Genomic DNA, 16,615 nt, shown 5'->3' with positions numbered 1-16,615 from the left:
AAATATTCAGAGGATCCAGCTATGAGTAGCGGACGTATCGTTCAAATCATCGGCGCCGTTATCGACGTGGAATTTCCACGCGACAGCGTACCGAGCATCTACAACGCGCTGAAAGTACAAGGCGCGGAAACTACTCTGGAAGTTCAGCAGCAGCTGGGCGACGGCGTAGTTCGTACCATTGCGATGGGTTCCACCGAAGGCTTGAAGCGCGGTCTGGACGTTGTCGACACTGGCGCTGCCATCTCCGTACCGGTCGGTAAAGCGACCCTGGGCCGGATCATGGACGTACTGGGCAACCCGATCGACGAAGCTGGCCCGATCGACACCGAAGAGCGCTGGGGCATTCACCGTCCAGCACCTTCGTTCGCCGAGCAAGCTGGCGGCAACGACCTGCTGGAAACCGGCATCAAGGTTATCGACCTGGTTTGCCCGTTCGCCAAGGGCGGTAAAGTTGGTCTGTTCGGTGGTGCCGGTGTAGGCAAGACCGTAAACATGATGGAACTGATCCGTAACATCGCCATCGAGCACAGCGGTTATTCCGTGTTCGCCGGTGTGGGTGAGCGTACTCGTGAGGGTAACGACTTCTACCACGAGATGAAGGACTCCAACGTTCTGGACAAAGTGGCACTGGTTTACGGTCAGATGAACGAGCCGCCGGGAAACCGTCTGCGCGTAGCACTGACTGGCCTGACCATGGCCGAGAAGTTCCGTGACGAAGGTAACGACGTTCTGCTGTTCGTCGACAACATCTACCGTTACACCCTGGCCGGTACTGAAGTATCCGCACTGCTGGGCCGTATGCCTTCGGCAGTAGGTTACCAGCCGACCCTGGCTGAAGAGATGGGCGTTCTGCAAGAACGTATCACTTCGACCAAGGAAGGTTCGATCACTTCGATCCAAGCGGTATACGTACCTGCGGATGACTTGACCGACCCATCGCCTGCGACCACCTTCGCCCACTTGGACGCCACCGTCGTACTGTCCCGTGACATCGCTTCCCTGGGTATCTACCCAGCGGTCGATCCACTCGACTCGACTTCGCGCCAGCTGGATCCGAACGTGATCGGCCAGGAGCACTACGACACCGCTCGCGGCGTCCAGTACGTGCTGCAGCGTTACAAAGAACTGAAGGACATCATTGCGATCCTGGGTATGGACGAGCTGTCGGAAACCGACAAGCAGTTGGTATCCCGCGCTCGTAAGATCCAGCGCTTCTTGTCGCAGCCGTTCTTCGTGGCTGAAGTCTTCACCGGTGCCTCGGGTAAATACGTTTCCCTGAAAGACACCATTGCTGGCTTCAAAGGCATCCTCAACGGTGACTACGACCACCTGCCAGAACAAGCGTTCTACATGGTCGGCGGCATCGAAGAAGCGATCGAGAAAGCCAAGAAACTGTAATCCAGGCGCCCGGAAACGGGCGCTCATCAGGTTGAGGCAATCAGATGGCTATGACAGTCCATTGCGATATCGTCAGCGCGGAAGGGGAAATCTTCTCCGGTCTGGTAGAAATGGTGATTGCACACGGCGAACTCGGTGACCTGGGTATTGCCATGGGCCACGCGCCGTTGATCACCAGCTTGAAGCCAGGTCCGATCACTCTGACCAAGCAAGGCGGGGAAAAGGAGGTGTTTTACATCTCCGGTGGTTTCCTCGAGGTTCAGCCGAACATGGTCAAGGTACTTGCCGACACCGTGCAACGTGCTGGCGACCTGGATGAAGCCTCCGCTCAGGAAGCCGTCAAGGCTGCCGAGAAGGCCCTGAACGAAAAGGGTGCGGACTTCGACTACAGCGCTGCTGCTGTACGTCTGGCCGAGGCTGCAGCCCAGCTGCGCACGCTCCAGCAGATCCGCAAGAAGTAAGCGGCCAAGCCGTAATACTTATGCGCGATTGATTAAAAAGGGTAGCCTCGGCTACCCTTTTTCTTTTTCAGCAAAACACATCTCTGGTCTGAAGCAGGACCGCTCAGGATTGGTAGCCATTCATGTCTCTTGAAATCGTCATTCTCGCCGCAGGCCAGGGCACCCGCATGCGTTCAGCCCTGCCCAAGGTGCTGCATCCGGTCGCCGGCAATTCGATGTTGGGCCATGTTATCCACAGCGCTCGGCAGTTGGACCCCCAGCGAATTCACGTGGTGATCGGCCACGGTGCCGATGTGGTGCGCGAGCGCCTGGCTGCCGATGACCTGAATTTCGTTCTGCAAGACAAGCAACTGGGTACTGGCCACGCCACCGCGCAAGCCGTGCCGTTCATTACCGCCGACACCGTACTGATCCTCTATGGCGACGTGCCGCTGATCGAAGTGGAAACCTTGCAGCGCCTGCTCAAACACGTAGTGCCTGGCCAGATGGGCCTGCTGACCGTTGAGCTGGACGACCCTACCGGTTATGGACGCATCGTGCGCAACGCCGACGGCAAGGTCGCAGCCATTGTTGAACACAAGGATGCCAGCGAAGCCCAACGCGCGATCACCGAGGGCAACACCGGCATTCTTGCGGTGCCAGCCAACAAACTCGCCGACTGGATGAGTCGTCTGTCCAACAACAACGTCCAGGGCGAGTATTACCTCACCGACGTGATCGAGATGGCCGTGAGTGATGGCCTGCTGGTCGCCACCGAGCAACCCCACGACCCGATGGAAGTGCAGGGCGCCAACGACCGCAAGCAACTGGCCGAACTGGAACGTCACTATCAACTGCGCGAAGGCCGTCGCCTGATGGCCCAGGGCGTGACCTTGCGCGACCCGGCGCGCTTCGATGTACGCGGTGAGGTCACCGTTGGCCGCGACGTGCTGATCGACATCAACGTGATCCTCGAAGGCCGTGTGGTCATCGAAGACGACGTAGTGATTGGCCCGAACTGCGTGATCAAGGACAGCACCCTGCGCAAAGGTGTGGTGGTCAAGGCCAACAGCCATATCGACGGTGCCGTGATGGGCGAGGGCAGTGACGCTGGCCCGTTCGCGCGGTTGCGTCCGGGTAGCGTGCTGGGAGCCAAGGCCCATGTGGGTAACTTCGTTGAATTGAAGAATGCCAAGTTGGACGCGGAAGCTAAAGTCGGCCACTTGACCTACCTGGGTGACGCCACTGTAGGCGCGCGAACCAACATTGGCGCCGGCACTATCACGTGTAACTACGATGGCGCCAACAAGCACCAGACCACCATTGGGGCGGACGTGTTTATCGGTTCCAATAACTCCTTGGTTGCTCCGGTCACCCTCGACGATGGCGCCACCACAGCAGCCGGCTCAACCATCAACCAGGATGTGGATAAGTCTCAACTGGCCGTCGCCCGCGCCCGCCAGCGCAACATCGACGGTTGGAAACGCCCGGTCAAAATCAACAAGACCTGAGTTATCCACACCCTCATCGGCAAACGCTATCTCCTGTGGGAGCTGGCTTGCCTGCGATAGCGGTCTGGCATTCACCATGAATGTCGCCTGACACGCCGCGATCGCAGGTAAGCCAGCTCCCACATTTTTTGCTCCGAGTATTCAAAAAGCTCATTCCCGCGCTTGACGATCTTTCGCCAATAGGTTTTGATTGCCTTCGTTATCTTTCGAAGCGAAACTTATCATCACCATGTCGAAACGAAATACACCCCAACGACGCCACAACATCCTGACCTTGCTCAATGAACAGGGCGAAGTCAGCGTGGACGAATTGGCGAAGCGTTTCGAAACGTCGGAAGTGACCATCCGCAAGGACCTCGCTGCCCTCGAAAGCAACGGCCTGCTGCTGCGCCGCTACGGTGGCGCGATCACCATGCCGCAGGAACTGGTCGGCGACGCCGCCCAACCCATCTCGGTTTACAAGCGCGCCATCGCGCGGGCCGCCGTGATGCGTTTGCGTGAGCACGCCCGCATCATCATCGACAGCGGCAGCACGACGGCGGCCATGATCCCCGAACTGGGCCACCAGCCCGGCCTGGTGGTGATGACCAACTCCCTGCACGTGGCCCGCGCCTTGAGCGAACTGGAGCACGAGCCAGTGCTGTTGATGACCGGCGGCACCTGGGACCCGCATTCGGACTCATTCCAGGGCCAGGTTGCCGAGCAGGTGCTGCGGTCCTACGACTTTGACCAGTTGTTCATCGGCGCCGATGGCATCGACCTGGAGCGCGGTACCACTACCTTCAACGAATTGTTGGGCCTGAGCCGCGTGATGGCCGAGGTCGCCCGTGAAGTGGTGGTGATGGTCGAATCCGACAAGATCGGCCGCAAGATCCCCAACCTGGAACTGCCCTGGAGCAGCGTCCATACCCTTATTACCGATGATCGCCTGCCGCTTGAGGCCCGCGACCAGATCCAAGCCCGCGGCATTACGCTGATATGCGCGGCAATCATCTAGGAGAAATACCATGTGTGGAATTGTAGGCGCAGTCGCTGAACGCAACGTCACCGCCATCCTGCTTGAAGGTCTCAAGCGCCTGGAATACCGCGGCTATGACAGCGCCGGTGTGGCGGTCTTCACCAACGCCGGCAAGCTTGAGCGCATGCGCCGCCCGGGCAAGGTCGCCGAGCTGGAGCAAGCCCTGCTCGGCGAGCCGCTGGTCGGTCGCCTGGGGATTGCCCACACCCGCTGGGCCACCCACGGTGCGCCGTGCGAACGCAATGCCCACCCGCACTTCTCCGGTGACCTGGCCGTGGTGCACAACGGCATCATCGAAAACCACGAAGTACTGCGCGAACAACTCAAGGGCCTCGGCTATGTGTTCACCTCGGACACCGATACCGAAGTCATCGCCCACCTGCTCAACCACAAGCTCAAGGACCACAGCGACCTGACCACCGCCCTCAAGGCCACGGTCAAGGAACTGCATGGCGCCTACGGCCTGGCGGTGATCAGCGCCAGCCAACCGGACCGTGTGGTGGCCGCTCGCAGTGGTAGCCCGCTGGTGATCGGTCTGGGCCTGGGTGAGAACTTCCTCGCGTCCGACCAATTGGCCCTGCGCCAGGTCACCGACCGCTTCATGTACCTGGAAGAAGGCGATATCGCCGACATCCGCCGTGAAAGCGTGTCGATCTGGGACGTCGACGGCAACCCCGTCGAGCGCGAAGCCGTGCAATACCGTGATGGCGCCGAAGCCGCCGACAAGGGCGAGTTCCGCCACTTCATGCTCAAGGAAATCCACGAGCAGCCTTCGGTGGTGCAGCGCACCCTGGAAGGTCGCCTGAGCCAGAACCAGGTGCTGGTCAACGCGTTCGGCCCGCAAGCTGCCGAGCTGTTCGCCAAAGTGCGCAATGTGCAGATCGTCGCCTGCGGCACCAGCTACCACGCCGGCATGGTTGCGCGTTACTGGCTCGAAGAGCTGGCCGGCATCCCGTGCCAGGTCGAAGTCGCCAGCGAGTTCCGCTACCGCAAGGTGGTGGTGCAGCCTGACACCCTGTTCGTGACCATCTCCCAGTCCGGCGAAACCGCCGACACCCTGGCCGCCCTGCGCAACGCCAAGGAGTTGGGCTTCCTCGCGAGCCTGGCGATCTGCAACGTCAGCATCAGCTCGCTGGTGCGCGAATCCGACCTGACCCTGCTGACCCAGGCTGGTCGCGAAATCGGCGTGGCCTCCACCAAAGCCTTCACCACCCAACTGGTCGGCTTGTTGCTGCTCACCCTGTCCCTTGGCCAGGTTCGCGGCACATTGGCCGCCGGTGTCGAAGCCACCCTGGTAGAAGAACTGCGTCGCCTGCCGACCCGCCTGGGTGAAGCCCTGGCCATGGACAGCACAGTGGAAAAAGTCGCCGAACTGTTCGCCGACAAAAACCATACCCTGTTCCTCGGCCGTGGCGCGCAATACCCGGTGGCGATGGAAGGCTCGCTGAAGCTCAAGGAAATCTCCTACATCCACGCCGAAGCCTACCCGGCCGGCGAATTGAAGCACGGCCCACTGGCCCTGGTGGATGACGACATGCCGGTGGTGACCGTCGCGCCGAACAACGAGCTGTTGGAAAAGCTCAAATCCAACCTGCAGGAAGTGCGCGCCCGTGGCGGCCAGTTGATCGTGTTTGCCGATGAGAAAGCCGGCATGGTCAACGGTGAAGGCACCCACGTCATCAATATGCCGCACATCCACGACACTCTGTCGCCGATTCTCTACACCATCCCGTTACAGCTGCTGTCGTACTACGTCGCCGTGCTCAAGGGCACCGACGTCGACCAGCCGCGCAACCTGGCGAAATCGGTGACCGTGGAGTAAGCCGCCATACCCTGGAGGCCCGCCCGGGTCTCCAGGTCCCCGCGAAAGGATGCGACCTCGATGCACACGCCCTCCCAGATCCATCCACGTCTGCACAACCGCCGATTCACTGTCGCCAACAACGCCCAAGGGCTGTCGGGTACGGGTACGGTGTTTCATTACCTTGTCGAAGGTGATGCCATCTCCAGCACCTACCAAGGCGGTCGCATCCGGCTGGGTACGCAAGTGGGACGCGTGACAGGCCCCGATACCATCGAGTTGCTGTATCAGTGCCTGACGCTGGACGGTCAGCTGCTGTCCGGTTGGTCGCGTGGGACGGTCGCTGTAGACCCTGTCGGACGCACTACGCTGAGCTTCGAGTGGGGCTGGTTGTCAGGTGCCGCTGGCGGTGGCGAGTCGAGCTACGTGGAGCTTTCCTCGGGTTAAGCACCTCTTGTCGGTTCTGTGGGCCAGTGCCCGTCGCGTGACGCCGTTTTCCCCCTAGAATGCGACCCTGTGGATAACTCAGCCAGGGAACGCCTTCACCATGAATATCGAACTGCTAATCGCCGGCATCGTTGCGCTGATCATTGTCGTGGGCGTCGTCGGCTGGATGGTGGGGGTCTACAACGGGCTGGTGATGCGGCGTAACGATGTGGACAAGGCTTTCGCCAACATCGACGTATTGCTCAAGCAGCGGGCCGATCAGATCCCGGACCTGATGCGCGTGGTCCAGACCGCCATGAACCATGAGAACGCGCTGTTCACCCGCTTGAGCGACGCGCGTACGCAATACCTCAACGCCAGCAGCCTCAACGACAAGGTCGACGCCTCCAACCAGCTCAATGCTGCGCTGAAGTCGGTGATTGCGGTGGCGGAGAACTACCCCGCGCTGATCTCGGGGCCCAACATGGTCGCGTTGCAGCAGGCGATTTCGGCGGTGGAGGAGCGGATTGCCGACCGGCGTGAATTCTTCAATGAGTCGGTCAACCTCTACAACATCGCGATTGCGGTGTTTCCCGACCTGTTCTTTGCGCGAATGCTCAGTTATCAGCGTATTCCGTTGCTGGCCATCAGTGCTGAAGAAACCCGCTACGAAGGCGTGAAGCTCGAAGTGCCGGGCACATGAAGACCACCCAGGCTGGCGCCATCAAGAAAAAGCAGGCATGGAAAACCCTGCTGGCGCTGCTGATGCTCGCAGGCTTTATTGGCTTGATGGTCTATGCGCCGAACATCCTGATCGCGTTGTTTTTCCCGACGTTGATCCTGCTCGGCCTGTTGGCCAGCTTCGGCCCCAATTTCTACAAGACGGAACAGCGGCTGGCCACCAGCCAGATCCGCTCGCTGGCGATGGGGTTGGTGGAACTGCGCGGCAAGGTGGTTGTGGATAAGCCGCTGCTGTCGCCGGTGTATGGCAAGCCCTGCGCGGGCTACGTGTTGATCATCGAAGACGGCAAGAAGGACGACGACGGGCATTGGAGCTGGAGCCGGGCTTCGGGCGAGGCGCGCTGCAATGACTTCAGCCTGCAGGACGCCAGCGGCGAAATCCGGGTGATTGCCGAGGGTATTGATCTGTTCGGCAACAAGTCGCCTGACGATTACCAGCCGATGGGCAGCTCCCGCCGCCAGGGTGAAATACTGCTCAGCCAGGACCTTGATGTGATGCTTATCGGCGATGCCTGCGAACGCGACGGCCTGCGCGTGATTGCCCAGGGCAAACAGCCCAAGGCGGTGTTCGGTGTAGCGCTGACTGAGGATGTGGAAAACCGTCGGGTCCTCGCGCCGCTGTGGCGCGCCGCTGGCTTCTACGCGGCCTGCGTGGGGCTGATCGGCGTGGGCATCATGGCCCTCACGCCCGAACACATTGCCCAACTGCATTTGCCGGGGCCGGACACTTATCAACAGATGGTCGAGCTTGGCCCTGTGTATAAATTGCTGGCCTGGTTATATCGCGAGGGCGGTTTCCAGATTCCGTTCATGGCGGCCTTTGGCTTCTTCCTGGCGATGATCGTGGTGCTGATGGCGACCCGCCTGGTGCTGCCCAAGGGCATCCGCATGGCCGTGGCCCGGGTGTTGGGTGCGTGGACCGGGCTGGGCATGGTGATTGGCGGCGTGGTCACCTTGCTGCTGTTCGTGGCCCAGGTGGATACGCTGAAGTTGTTTCTGGTGTGGATGCTGATCTTGGTCGGCACCCTGGTGTTCTCGATCTTCGAGCAGCGCAAGCTGGGCGCGGCGTACAACCATTTTGCCAAACGCGTGGGCAAAGCCAGTTTCGGCGACGAAGACGCCTGATCAGGGCACAAACTCCACTTTTAGCCCGCGACTCGCGCTGCGGCCCTGATCATCACTGACCCGCAGCCGGTATTCCCCCGACTTGCCCGGTCGCCAATTCAGTGTGGTTTGCGGCGGGCCCTGGCCGATCAGGGTCTGGTCGACGAACCAGTACAGGGTCGCCGCATCGCTGGCGGCGTTGGCGTTCAGTGGGATGCTTTCCTGAGGCTGTGACAGGCGTAACTGGTAGCTTACCTGGGTCAGGGGCGAGCGAATCTGCGGCGCTTCGCTCTGGTCGCTGAGGCGGTTGGGCTGGCAGTTTTTCATCACCGTGGGCGGCGTGCGGCGCGGCAGGCCGGCGGCGTGGTACAGGCGTTGTATGTCGCTGGGCCAGAACTCGAAGACTTCCTCGCGGGTGTACTGTGCCTCGAACGGCGGGCACGCGGCCTTGCCGGTGCGGGTGTCGATCAGCACCGGGCGGTGCAGGTTGGAGACGCGTATCGGTGAGACGCCGGGGATGTACCAGGTCTTGCGGGTCTGTGGACACCAGCGGTTGGGCAGCTCGCCGGAGGCTGCGCACACGTCGATACGCACCAGCCCGGCGGGCGGCTTGTCAGGCTTGATCAGCACATTGGGCAAGGCCAGGGGCAGGGCGTCGGCGATACGGAAGAACAGTGGCGCGGCGGTTTTGGCGCCGATGAACGCCGGGTTCGGCCGCCCATCGAAGTTGCCCACCCACACCACCAGCACATACGGGCCGACCAAACCGGCACTCCAGGCATCGTGAAAGCCCCAGGAGGTGCCGGTTTTCCAGGCGGTGCGCCAATGGCGGCCGGGCAAGCCATCCGGACGCGGATTGCGGCGCAGCATGTCGCGCACCATAAACGCGGCCTGGGGGGTAAGCAGTTGCGCACCGGTGGTCTGTGGTTGCTCCTGCAGATAGCGCAATGGCCGTAGATGCCCATCGCCGGCCAGCATTACATACAGCCCCGCGAGTTCTTCCGGGGTCATCTCACCGCCACCCAGGGCCAGGGCCAGGCCGTAATGGCTTTCACCCCGCAGGCCCTTGATACCGGCCCGTTGCAACAAGCCATACAGCGAAGGCGACCTCACCTGGCTGGCCAGCCACACCGCCGGAATATTGCGACTACGGATCAAGGCATCCCGCGCCGTCAGCGGCCCGACAAAACTGCCGTCGAAATTTTCCGGCTGGAAGTAGCCAAAATTACTCGGCAGATCTTTGAGGATACTCATCGGATGAATCACCCCCTGATCCAGCGCCAGCCCATACAGGAACGGCTTGAGGGTCGAGCCCGGCGAGCGCCGCGCCAGCACGCCGTTGACCTGGCCATGCAGGCTTGTGGATAAGTAATCCGCCGAGCCCACCAGGGCCTTGACGCTCTGGTCGCGGCTATCGATCAGGATCGCGGTGGCGTTCTCCACCCCGGTGCTGCGGCGCTCGGCGATAAAGCCGGTGATCAAGCGTTCCAGCAATTGCTGAAGTGGCAGGTTAAGGGTGCTGTTCAGCTCATTACCGGTCTGGGATGCCAGCAGTTGCTCGCTCAGGTGCGGTGCCAGAAACGGGATCTGCTGGCGGTTGCGCGCTTCCAGGGGCAGGTCGAGCAAACTGGCGTTGCGCGCGTCCTGTGGATAAGTTTCACGCCAGTCGGCCATCAGCCTCAGCCGCGCGTTTTGCAGCGACGGCCCGAAGCGCGCACGCCGCCCCGGTTGCTGGGGGATCACCGCCAACGCCAGGGCTTCGGACAGCGACAACTGCGCCGCCGACTTGCCGAAATAAATCCGGCTGGCCGCCTCGGCGCCTTCAATATTGCCGCCCATCGGTGCCAGGTTCAGGTACGCCTCGAGGATGTCGTGCTTGCTGTAGCGTGCTTCCAGCCACAGGGCCAGGGCGATCTGCTGCAGTTTGCCCGGTACTTGCCGGGTGTTGAGATCCCACAGGCGCCGCGCCAGTTGCATGCTCAGGGTCGAGCCGCCCTGGCGCTGGCCACCGGTGTAGGTCGCCATGGCTGCGCGCAGCAACGCCGGAGGATTGACCCCCAGGTGCCAGTAGAAATTACGGTCTTCCTTGAGCAGCAGGGCCTCGACCAGTGATGGCGACATGCGCTCCAGCGGCAGCCATAAACGGTATTGGCCGTCCTGCGCGAGGGTCATGCGCAACAGCGAGCCGTCGTCGGCCAATACCACCCGTGATGAGGTCACGGCCTGCTCCAGCGGGGCATGGGGCCACAGCCGCAACCCCGCCAGCACCAGCGCCGCTGCCAGCAGCGGCGTCAGGCGTTTAAGGCTTGGTAATTTCAAGCTGGCCTACTTTGCCGCGCCCTTGCAGGGTGGTTTCGTACATGCCTTCGGCGTAGGCCGGAGGTGTATTGAAGGTGCCTGCGTTGGTGGCGCGCACGCGGTAAACGAAAGTACCTACGTCGCGCAGCGCAGTGCCGTACAACACCACCCGATCATCGCGGACATCCACGTACTCCGGCTGCCAGTTACTAAGCTCGGTTTCGCCGATCGGCGCCTGCCAGATGTCGGCCTCTTCGTCGCTGGCTTCCACGTACTCGGATTCCTCTCCTTCACTTTCCTCGGCACTGGCGGCTTCCGGCTCCGGCGGCAAGTTATACACAGGCTCGACGCCACCCGGCAGCAAGTCGACCACGGCGACTTGCTGCACTTGGTCACGGTCGGTGGCGCGCAGGCGCAAGCGCACCAGGAACTCGTCGCCCACCGCCACTTTACTTACCGGCTCGCCCTTGAGGTCGAGGTATTCGTGGATGATCTCCAGGCCATTGGTGATTGGCTTGAGCTTGGCGCCCTTGTCGAAACCGGCCTCGCTGAGCATGTAGAACGCCGCCGGGCCGTCAGATTTTTCCATCACCAGCTTTTGCGTGGCACCCGGCACGGCAGCGCGTGGCGGCTGGCCGGCCATTTCCAGCAATTGTTGCTGTTTGTCGCCCAGCCAGGCGGTGGCCTTCAGGGTCATGTCGCTTTGCGCGCGCTGGCCATAGTTGTCCAGAGCGCGCAGCAACAGGGCGGCCGACAGCGAGTTGTAACGTTGCTCGTTGAGGCGCTTACCGAGTTTATCCAGCAACGCTACCGGCACATCGTCCAGCAGTTCGGGGAAGTGCCGCGCCAGCAGGTGCAGATGCTCGGCGTCATGCACCAGCGGGTCGTAGTACAGGCCATCGCTTTCCCACTTATCCACAAGCGAACGCCATGGGATCTCGCGGAACAACGTATCGGCCTGGCGATCCTGCTTGAGCAGCTTGTAACTGGCGGCCAGGTAAGCGGCGCCGAGGTCGTTCTGCCAGGTGTCCTTGAAGTAGCTTTCGTAGCGTTCGCGGATATCGCTCAAGGCGCCGCTGACGAGAATCCCCTGACGGCTCAGCAGGTAACTGGCGTAGGCACGGTTGCGCAATTCCGACAGGCCTTCGCTCGGGCCGTTGGCCAGGTCTGTCAGATAGGCATTCGAGCGCACCAGCAGGTCTTCGGGAACCGGCAGCCCACGTTCCCGGGCTTCAATCAGGAAGTCGGTGGCGTACAGGCTGGCATACGGCGCCACGTCCGGGTTGGCCGCCCACAAACCGAAGCCGCCGGCCTGGTTCTGGCGCTGGCGCAGCATGCGTACCGCGCTGCCGAAGGCCTGTTCGGCCTCTGGTGCATTGCCGCCCCAGATCAATGCCGGCATGGCCTTGGACACCAGTTGCTCGGTGCAGGCATAGCCGTAGTCATCCAGGTAATGCTTGAGGCCGTTGGCCCACACCAATGGCGAGGCCGCCACACCCAGTTGCACGTCGCGCAATTGACTGAACAGTTCGCGGGTGGGCTTGAGCTCTTTGCTGGCGCTGTCGAAGCGGCCCAGGCTCAGGGCCACGCGATGCTCGCTCAATGGGCGGATCGAGGTAGTTTCGGCGACCTGGATACGTTTGCCATCCGGCAGCACCGCGACAAAACGCAGGTCCGCCGAACCGAGGGTGTCGCCGACCTTGATCTTGAACTCGGCGGTGCCTTCCTTGCGCGGTTGCAGGGACAAGGTGCTGCCCTTGTCGCCCTGTACCACCAGGCCGGCGCTGGTCTGCACTTCAAACTTCACGTCCGCCGCCGCGTCGAGGTTACTGAACACCCCGGCACTGACGTTGAACACATCGCCCGGGGCCACGAAGGCCGGCACGTTCGGGGTGATCACAATCGGCCCGCGCACCTCGGTGTTGGCCTCGCTGACGCCGACGCTGTCGGCATCCACCGCCACCGCAAACAGGTGCAACTTGCCGTTGAAGCTGTCCGGCACCTGGTAATGCAGCACGGTTTCACCCGCCGGCAGGTCCACCAGGCCCGACCACCAGGCCACTGGCGGCTGGTGTTTGCGCTTGAAGGGGTTGAGGTGGTTGGCCAGGGCGCCTTCGGTATCGCCACCCGGCGCTGCCCCACTGAGCAGGCGGCTGAATTCCGGCAGGATCAGGTCAAGGATCTGACTGGTGCCGACCTCCAGCGCCCGCTTCTGGAAGAAGAAGCCCAGCGGGTCCGGCGTCTGGTAGCGCGCCACTTGCAGGATGCCTTCGTCCACCACGTACACCACCGCGCGGCCCGGACGGTCGGCGTTGACCTTGATGTCCAGGGTCTGCCCCGGTTCGATCTTCGCCGGGCCTTCGACCTTCAGTGCCATGCGCCGCGCATCCAGGTTGATGCTGAAGGGCACCACACCGTAGGACAGCGGGCTCATATAGACCTCGGACGAACCGATGTCCCGCACGAACTGCACGTTGACGTAGGCATTGCCCTCAAGCCCTGCCGGAACGCGGATATGTTGCACGCTGTTGGTGCTGTCGGCCTTGAACCACTGCTGGGTGTAGACCTTGTCGCGCTCGATGGTGATCAAGCCGGCGCCGGTGTACGGCGCGCGGATGCTGATCGCGATCTCCTCGCCGGTGGCGTAGCTGCGTTTATCCAGGCGCAATTGCAGCTCGGCGTTGCGTTCCAGCGAGCGCGAAGTGTTGCCACGGCCGGCCACGCTGTAGTCGATCTGGTTGAGCAGGTTGCCGTTGGCGTCTTTGAGTTGCAGGGTGAAATCACCCGGCGTGCCGGTGTTCAGCGTCTGCTTGGCGCCTTCCTGGGTCATCACCAGCGGTGAGGCGGGTTGGCTGATGTTCTTGATGCGCGACTCGTATTTGTAGGTGCCGTTGGACTGTTTCACCAGTACCGACACGTAGCGGTGCTCGACCACTTCGCTGGTCAGGCCGTCCACTGCCAGTGGCGTGAGGTCCGGCGCGACGGCCAGCCATTGCACCTGGCGTGGGGCGTCCTTGGCGACGTACGACAGCGAATCCTGACTTTTCACACCCACCAGGTAGGGCGCGGATGACACCAGCACGGCACTTTGCGCGGCCACGTTGCGGCCGCCTTCAGCCTCGAACACCTGGGTCATCACCTGCAGGCGATAGGTGCTGTTGGCGAAGCGTTGCAGGTTGAGGTCGAGCACGGCCTGGCCGTTGTCGTCGACGGTGGTCTCGGCCAGGTCTTCGGTGCTGGCTTCCTCCAAGGCATCGTTGAGGCGGAAGCGGTAATCGGGGTAACGGTCGAAGGCCGCGAGCGTGGGGCTCAGGGACATTTTTGCGGTGACACGCCGACCGGATGCCGGGGCACCGAACAAGTGCATCGCAGTGACTTTGGCCACCACCTGGTCAGGTGGGATCCAGCCCTGCACCGGGGTGTCGTGCAGGCTCAGGCTGACCTTCATGCGGTCCGGCTCGAAGTCGCGGACTTTGAAACTGACACTGCCCAGGTCGGTGCGGGTCTGCTTCTCGCCGATCAACTGCAAGGTCGCGGTGTAGTCGCCGGCGGGGGCTACTTCGCTGCTGGGGAAATCAAAGGTTTCAAAACCGCTGGCGGACAGCTTCAGCGGCTGGCGAATCACTTCCAGGCCACGTGGGTCGGTGATTTGCAGCTCCACCGGCAGGCCTTGCAGGGCGCCTTTCCAGTTGCCGCTGCGCACGATCATGCCCAGGTGCGCGGTTTCGCCGGGCCGGTACAGCCCACGGTCGGTGAACAGGTAGGCGCTGAGACGATCAACCGCACCGTCTTCTTCCAGACCGCCGACGTCGAAGCGCGATAAATCCAGTTGTTGGGACTGACGGGCAATCGGCAGGAACGACTGGTCATTGCCGCGAGTGACCACATACATCAGCGGCGTTTTCTCACGGCGCAGTTCATCCAGCTTGGCGAAATGCACGTGGCCTTCGGCGTCGGTATGGCCGCTGCTCACCGGCAAACCGTTGCGGCCAATGATGTCGACTTGCGCATCCGCCACCGGCGAACCGCTGCCGATGGACTGCACGTACACATCATGGCTGCCGTCGCTGGAGCGCTTGGCGATGATCCCAAGGTCGGTCACCACGATAAAACGCAGATCGCTGGTGCTGCTGCGCTCGTACTCGAATGTGCGCGTTGCGGGGTCATCCTGCGGGCTGAGCTTGAGTACGAAAATGCCGCGACGGCCGCCATTGGCGGTGAGGTAGTGACTGAGATCGACGTTGTCGTAGACAGTTTTCGCAGGGTCCGAGGACGACAGCGGAATATCCAGTGCCTGACGCTCGACCATACGGTCGAAGTATTCGTTGCCGAAGTTAGGCCGCGCAAAGCTGCCGCTGCTCTGGTCCACCAGGTGTTGCAATTGGTTGGGCAGCAGGCGGGCGATTTCCACATGCGCGCCGGGCACGCCGCGAGCCATGAAGCCCAGGCGTTTTTCGCCATTGAGGCTGAGCAGCGCGCCGTCGGACAGGAACTGCAAGGTGCGCGGATACGCGGGCATGCTGAGCAGCGACGCTGTCGGATTTTTCGCCAGGTAGCCACCGATGGCTTCGAGGTTGGCGGGCACGCGCACATACACGGCGCGACCGGCCGGGGCCTTGAATTTGAAGGCGTGCAGGGTGTTCAACGGTTCGACGCTGGGCACGTGGGTCAAGGTGATTTTGCTGCTGCGGGCGAGCAGGGCGTCGTCGATGTCGTTGCTGTTGTAGGGGCGCGTGTCGTCCTGGGCTTTTTCCGGCAACAGCCAGGCCTGCACCTTACCGGCGATGGTGTCATCGGCTACGGCGCTGGAGCTGCTGAACATCAGCACCGGCTCGGGCTCGCCGCGCGCGTTATCCACAAAGCTGACGTCGGCGCCGGTAAAGGTCAGGCGGTAGCGGCCGGGCACGGTGACTTCCGCCACCAGCGCTGCGGCGCTGGCGTTACCGCCGTCGCGCGCCTTGATGCCTTCGTCGAGCTTGGCGCTGACCGGCGTGCTTTCCAGCGGTGTGGCCAGGGCGGCGGAGCGTACGTAGGCGTTGAGTTTTTTCTCGTCGAAGGTGATTTCCGGGCGGTTGGGCAATTGGGCGTCGCGGTAGGCCAGGCCTTTGCCGAGGGTCACCGAGACACGCTTGCGCAGGCTGTCTTCATCAACGGGGTGGGAAAAATGGAAGGTTGCCACCAGCTGTTTCAGCGTCGGGTTGGACGGGTCCTGGTACAGCTCGTTTTGCGCCAGGGTGGCGCGGAACGGTTGGGTGGAAAACTGGCTGCTGTATTGGCTGAGGAGCACGCCATCGGCCAGCAGGTTTTTCTTGGCCAGGTCGAGGGTGTAATGGGCGTCTACCGGCCAGTCCTTTTCCGGCACGAACAGCAAGGTGCGGTCATCGGACCAGCGCCAGGCACCGGCCACGGAGGGGTTCAGGGTGATGCCTTCGGTCACCGGCTTGCCAATGGCGGCCAGCGGGGCCACGGATTCGGCGAAGCGTACTTGCAGGTTATCCACAACCGGCGGCTGCTGGGTGTAGTCGGTCAGGTTGGGCTTGTGCAGCGAATACCCCACGGTGTGGGGCTGCGGCAGGTTGGAATACCAGTGCCAGCCGTAGAACCCCGCGGCCGCCAGCAACACCAGGCCCACTACGCCGGCGCCAGCCTGACGCGGATAGGCACGGGCCTTGTGCCCCAGGTTCGCCACGCCACGGCCGATCGCACGGAGCCAGAGCGGCGGATGCCATTGGCCGAAAACGGCCCCCACCACAGTCAACAACACAGCGCTGATACGGCGGCTGATCGCTTTGAACGAATCGAACATGGTGAGCATCCCTGGCTAAGTGCGGCGTATCTTACACGCGTCTTTGATACAAAAGATGACGCCGATACGCCG

10 protein-coding genes are annotated in these 16,615 nt (G+C 62.2%); 8 read left to right on the top strand and 2 right to left on the bottom strand.

Features of this window, described 5'->3' with window-relative positions:
* Positions 1 to 21: 21 nt before the first annotated feature.
* From atpD to QMX97_RS00485, 8 genes are all read left to right on the top strand, one after another.
* Positions 22 to 1,398 carry a F0F1 ATP synthase subunit beta gene (atpD, locus tag QMX97_RS00520; RefSeq protein WP_015886645.1) on the top strand — a complete coding sequence of 459 codons (1,377 nt, stop codon included), beginning with the start codon at positions 22 to 24 and terminating at the stop codon, positions 1,396 to 1,398.
* Between the two features lie 44 nt (positions 1,399 to 1,442).
* The gene (locus tag QMX97_RS00515) at positions 1,443 to 1,859 is read left to right on the top strand and encodes a F0F1 ATP synthase subunit epsilon (RefSeq protein ID WP_003177061.1); all 417 of its coding nucleotides are present in this window, start codon (positions 1,443 to 1,445) and stop codon (positions 1,857 to 1,859) included.
* 122 nt (positions 1,860 to 1,981) lie between these two features.
* Entirely contained in the window at positions 1,982 to 3,349 is a 1,368-nt protein-coding gene (glmU, locus tag QMX97_RS00510) for a bifunctional UDP-N-acetylglucosamine diphosphorylase/glucosamine-1-phosphate N-acetyltransferase GlmU (RefSeq protein ID WP_282395567.1), read from the top strand.
* Positions 3,350 to 3,578: 229 nt separating this feature from the next.
* Positions 3,579 to 4,346: a DeoR family transcriptional regulator gene (locus QMX97_RS00505; protein ID WP_028618576.1), complete on the top strand. Its 768-nt coding sequence runs from the start codon at positions 3,579 to 3,581 to the stop codon at positions 4,344 to 4,346.
* Between the two features lie 10 nt (positions 4,347 to 4,356).
* Positions 4,357 to 6,189, top strand: coding sequence for a glutamine--fructose-6-phosphate transaminase (isomerizing) (gene glmS / locus QMX97_RS00500; RefSeq protein WP_065902670.1), 1,833 nt, complete (start codon positions 4,357 to 4,359; stop codon positions 6,187 to 6,189).
* Positions 6,190 to 6,249: 60 nt separating this feature from the next.
* Positions 6,250 to 6,615, top strand: coding sequence for a hypothetical protein (locus QMX97_RS00495; protein ID WP_282395565.1), 366 nt, complete (start codon positions 6,250 to 6,252; stop codon positions 6,613 to 6,615).
* A gap of 100 nt (positions 6,616 to 6,715) precedes the next feature.
* The gene (locus QMX97_RS00490; RefSeq protein ID WP_106805580.1) at positions 6,716 to 7,297 is read left to right on the top strand and encodes a LemA family protein; all 582 of its coding nucleotides are present in this window, start codon (positions 6,716 to 6,718) and stop codon (positions 7,295 to 7,297) included.
* Entirely contained in the window at positions 7,294 to 8,460 is a 1,167-nt protein-coding gene (locus tag QMX97_RS00485; protein WP_282395564.1) for a hypothetical protein, read from the top strand. Before QMX97_RS00490 ends, QMX97_RS00485 begins: the two co-directional genes overlap by 4 nt.
* Here the strand turns inward: QMX97_RS00485 and pbpC are convergent, their stop codons facing one another.
* Together pbpC and QMX97_RS00475 are read right to left on the bottom strand one after the other, a co-directional pair.
* Positions 8,461 to 10,758: a penicillin-binding protein 1C gene (gene pbpC / locus QMX97_RS00480; RefSeq protein ID WP_282395563.1), complete on the bottom strand. Its 2,298-nt coding sequence runs from the start codon at positions 10,756 to 10,758 to the stop codon at positions 8,461 to 8,463.
* Positions 10,739 to 16,543, bottom strand: a complete 5,805-nt coding sequence (locus QMX97_RS00475; RefSeq protein ID WP_282395562.1) for an alpha-2-macroglobulin — start codon at positions 16,541 to 16,543, stop codon at positions 10,739 to 10,741. The genes pbpC and QMX97_RS00475 overlap by 20 nt, the downstream gene beginning before the upstream one ends.
* Positions 16,544 to 16,615: the final 72 nt, after the last annotated feature.

The organism is Pseudomonas sp. PS01298 (assembly GCF_029959745.1).
Lineage (GTDB): Bacteria > Pseudomonadota > Gammaproteobacteria > Pseudomonadales > Pseudomonadaceae > Aquipseudomonas > Aquipseudomonas aylmerensis.
Note: the sequence above shows the minus strand (reverse complement) of the source record. Positions and strands in the feature narration are given on the sequence as shown.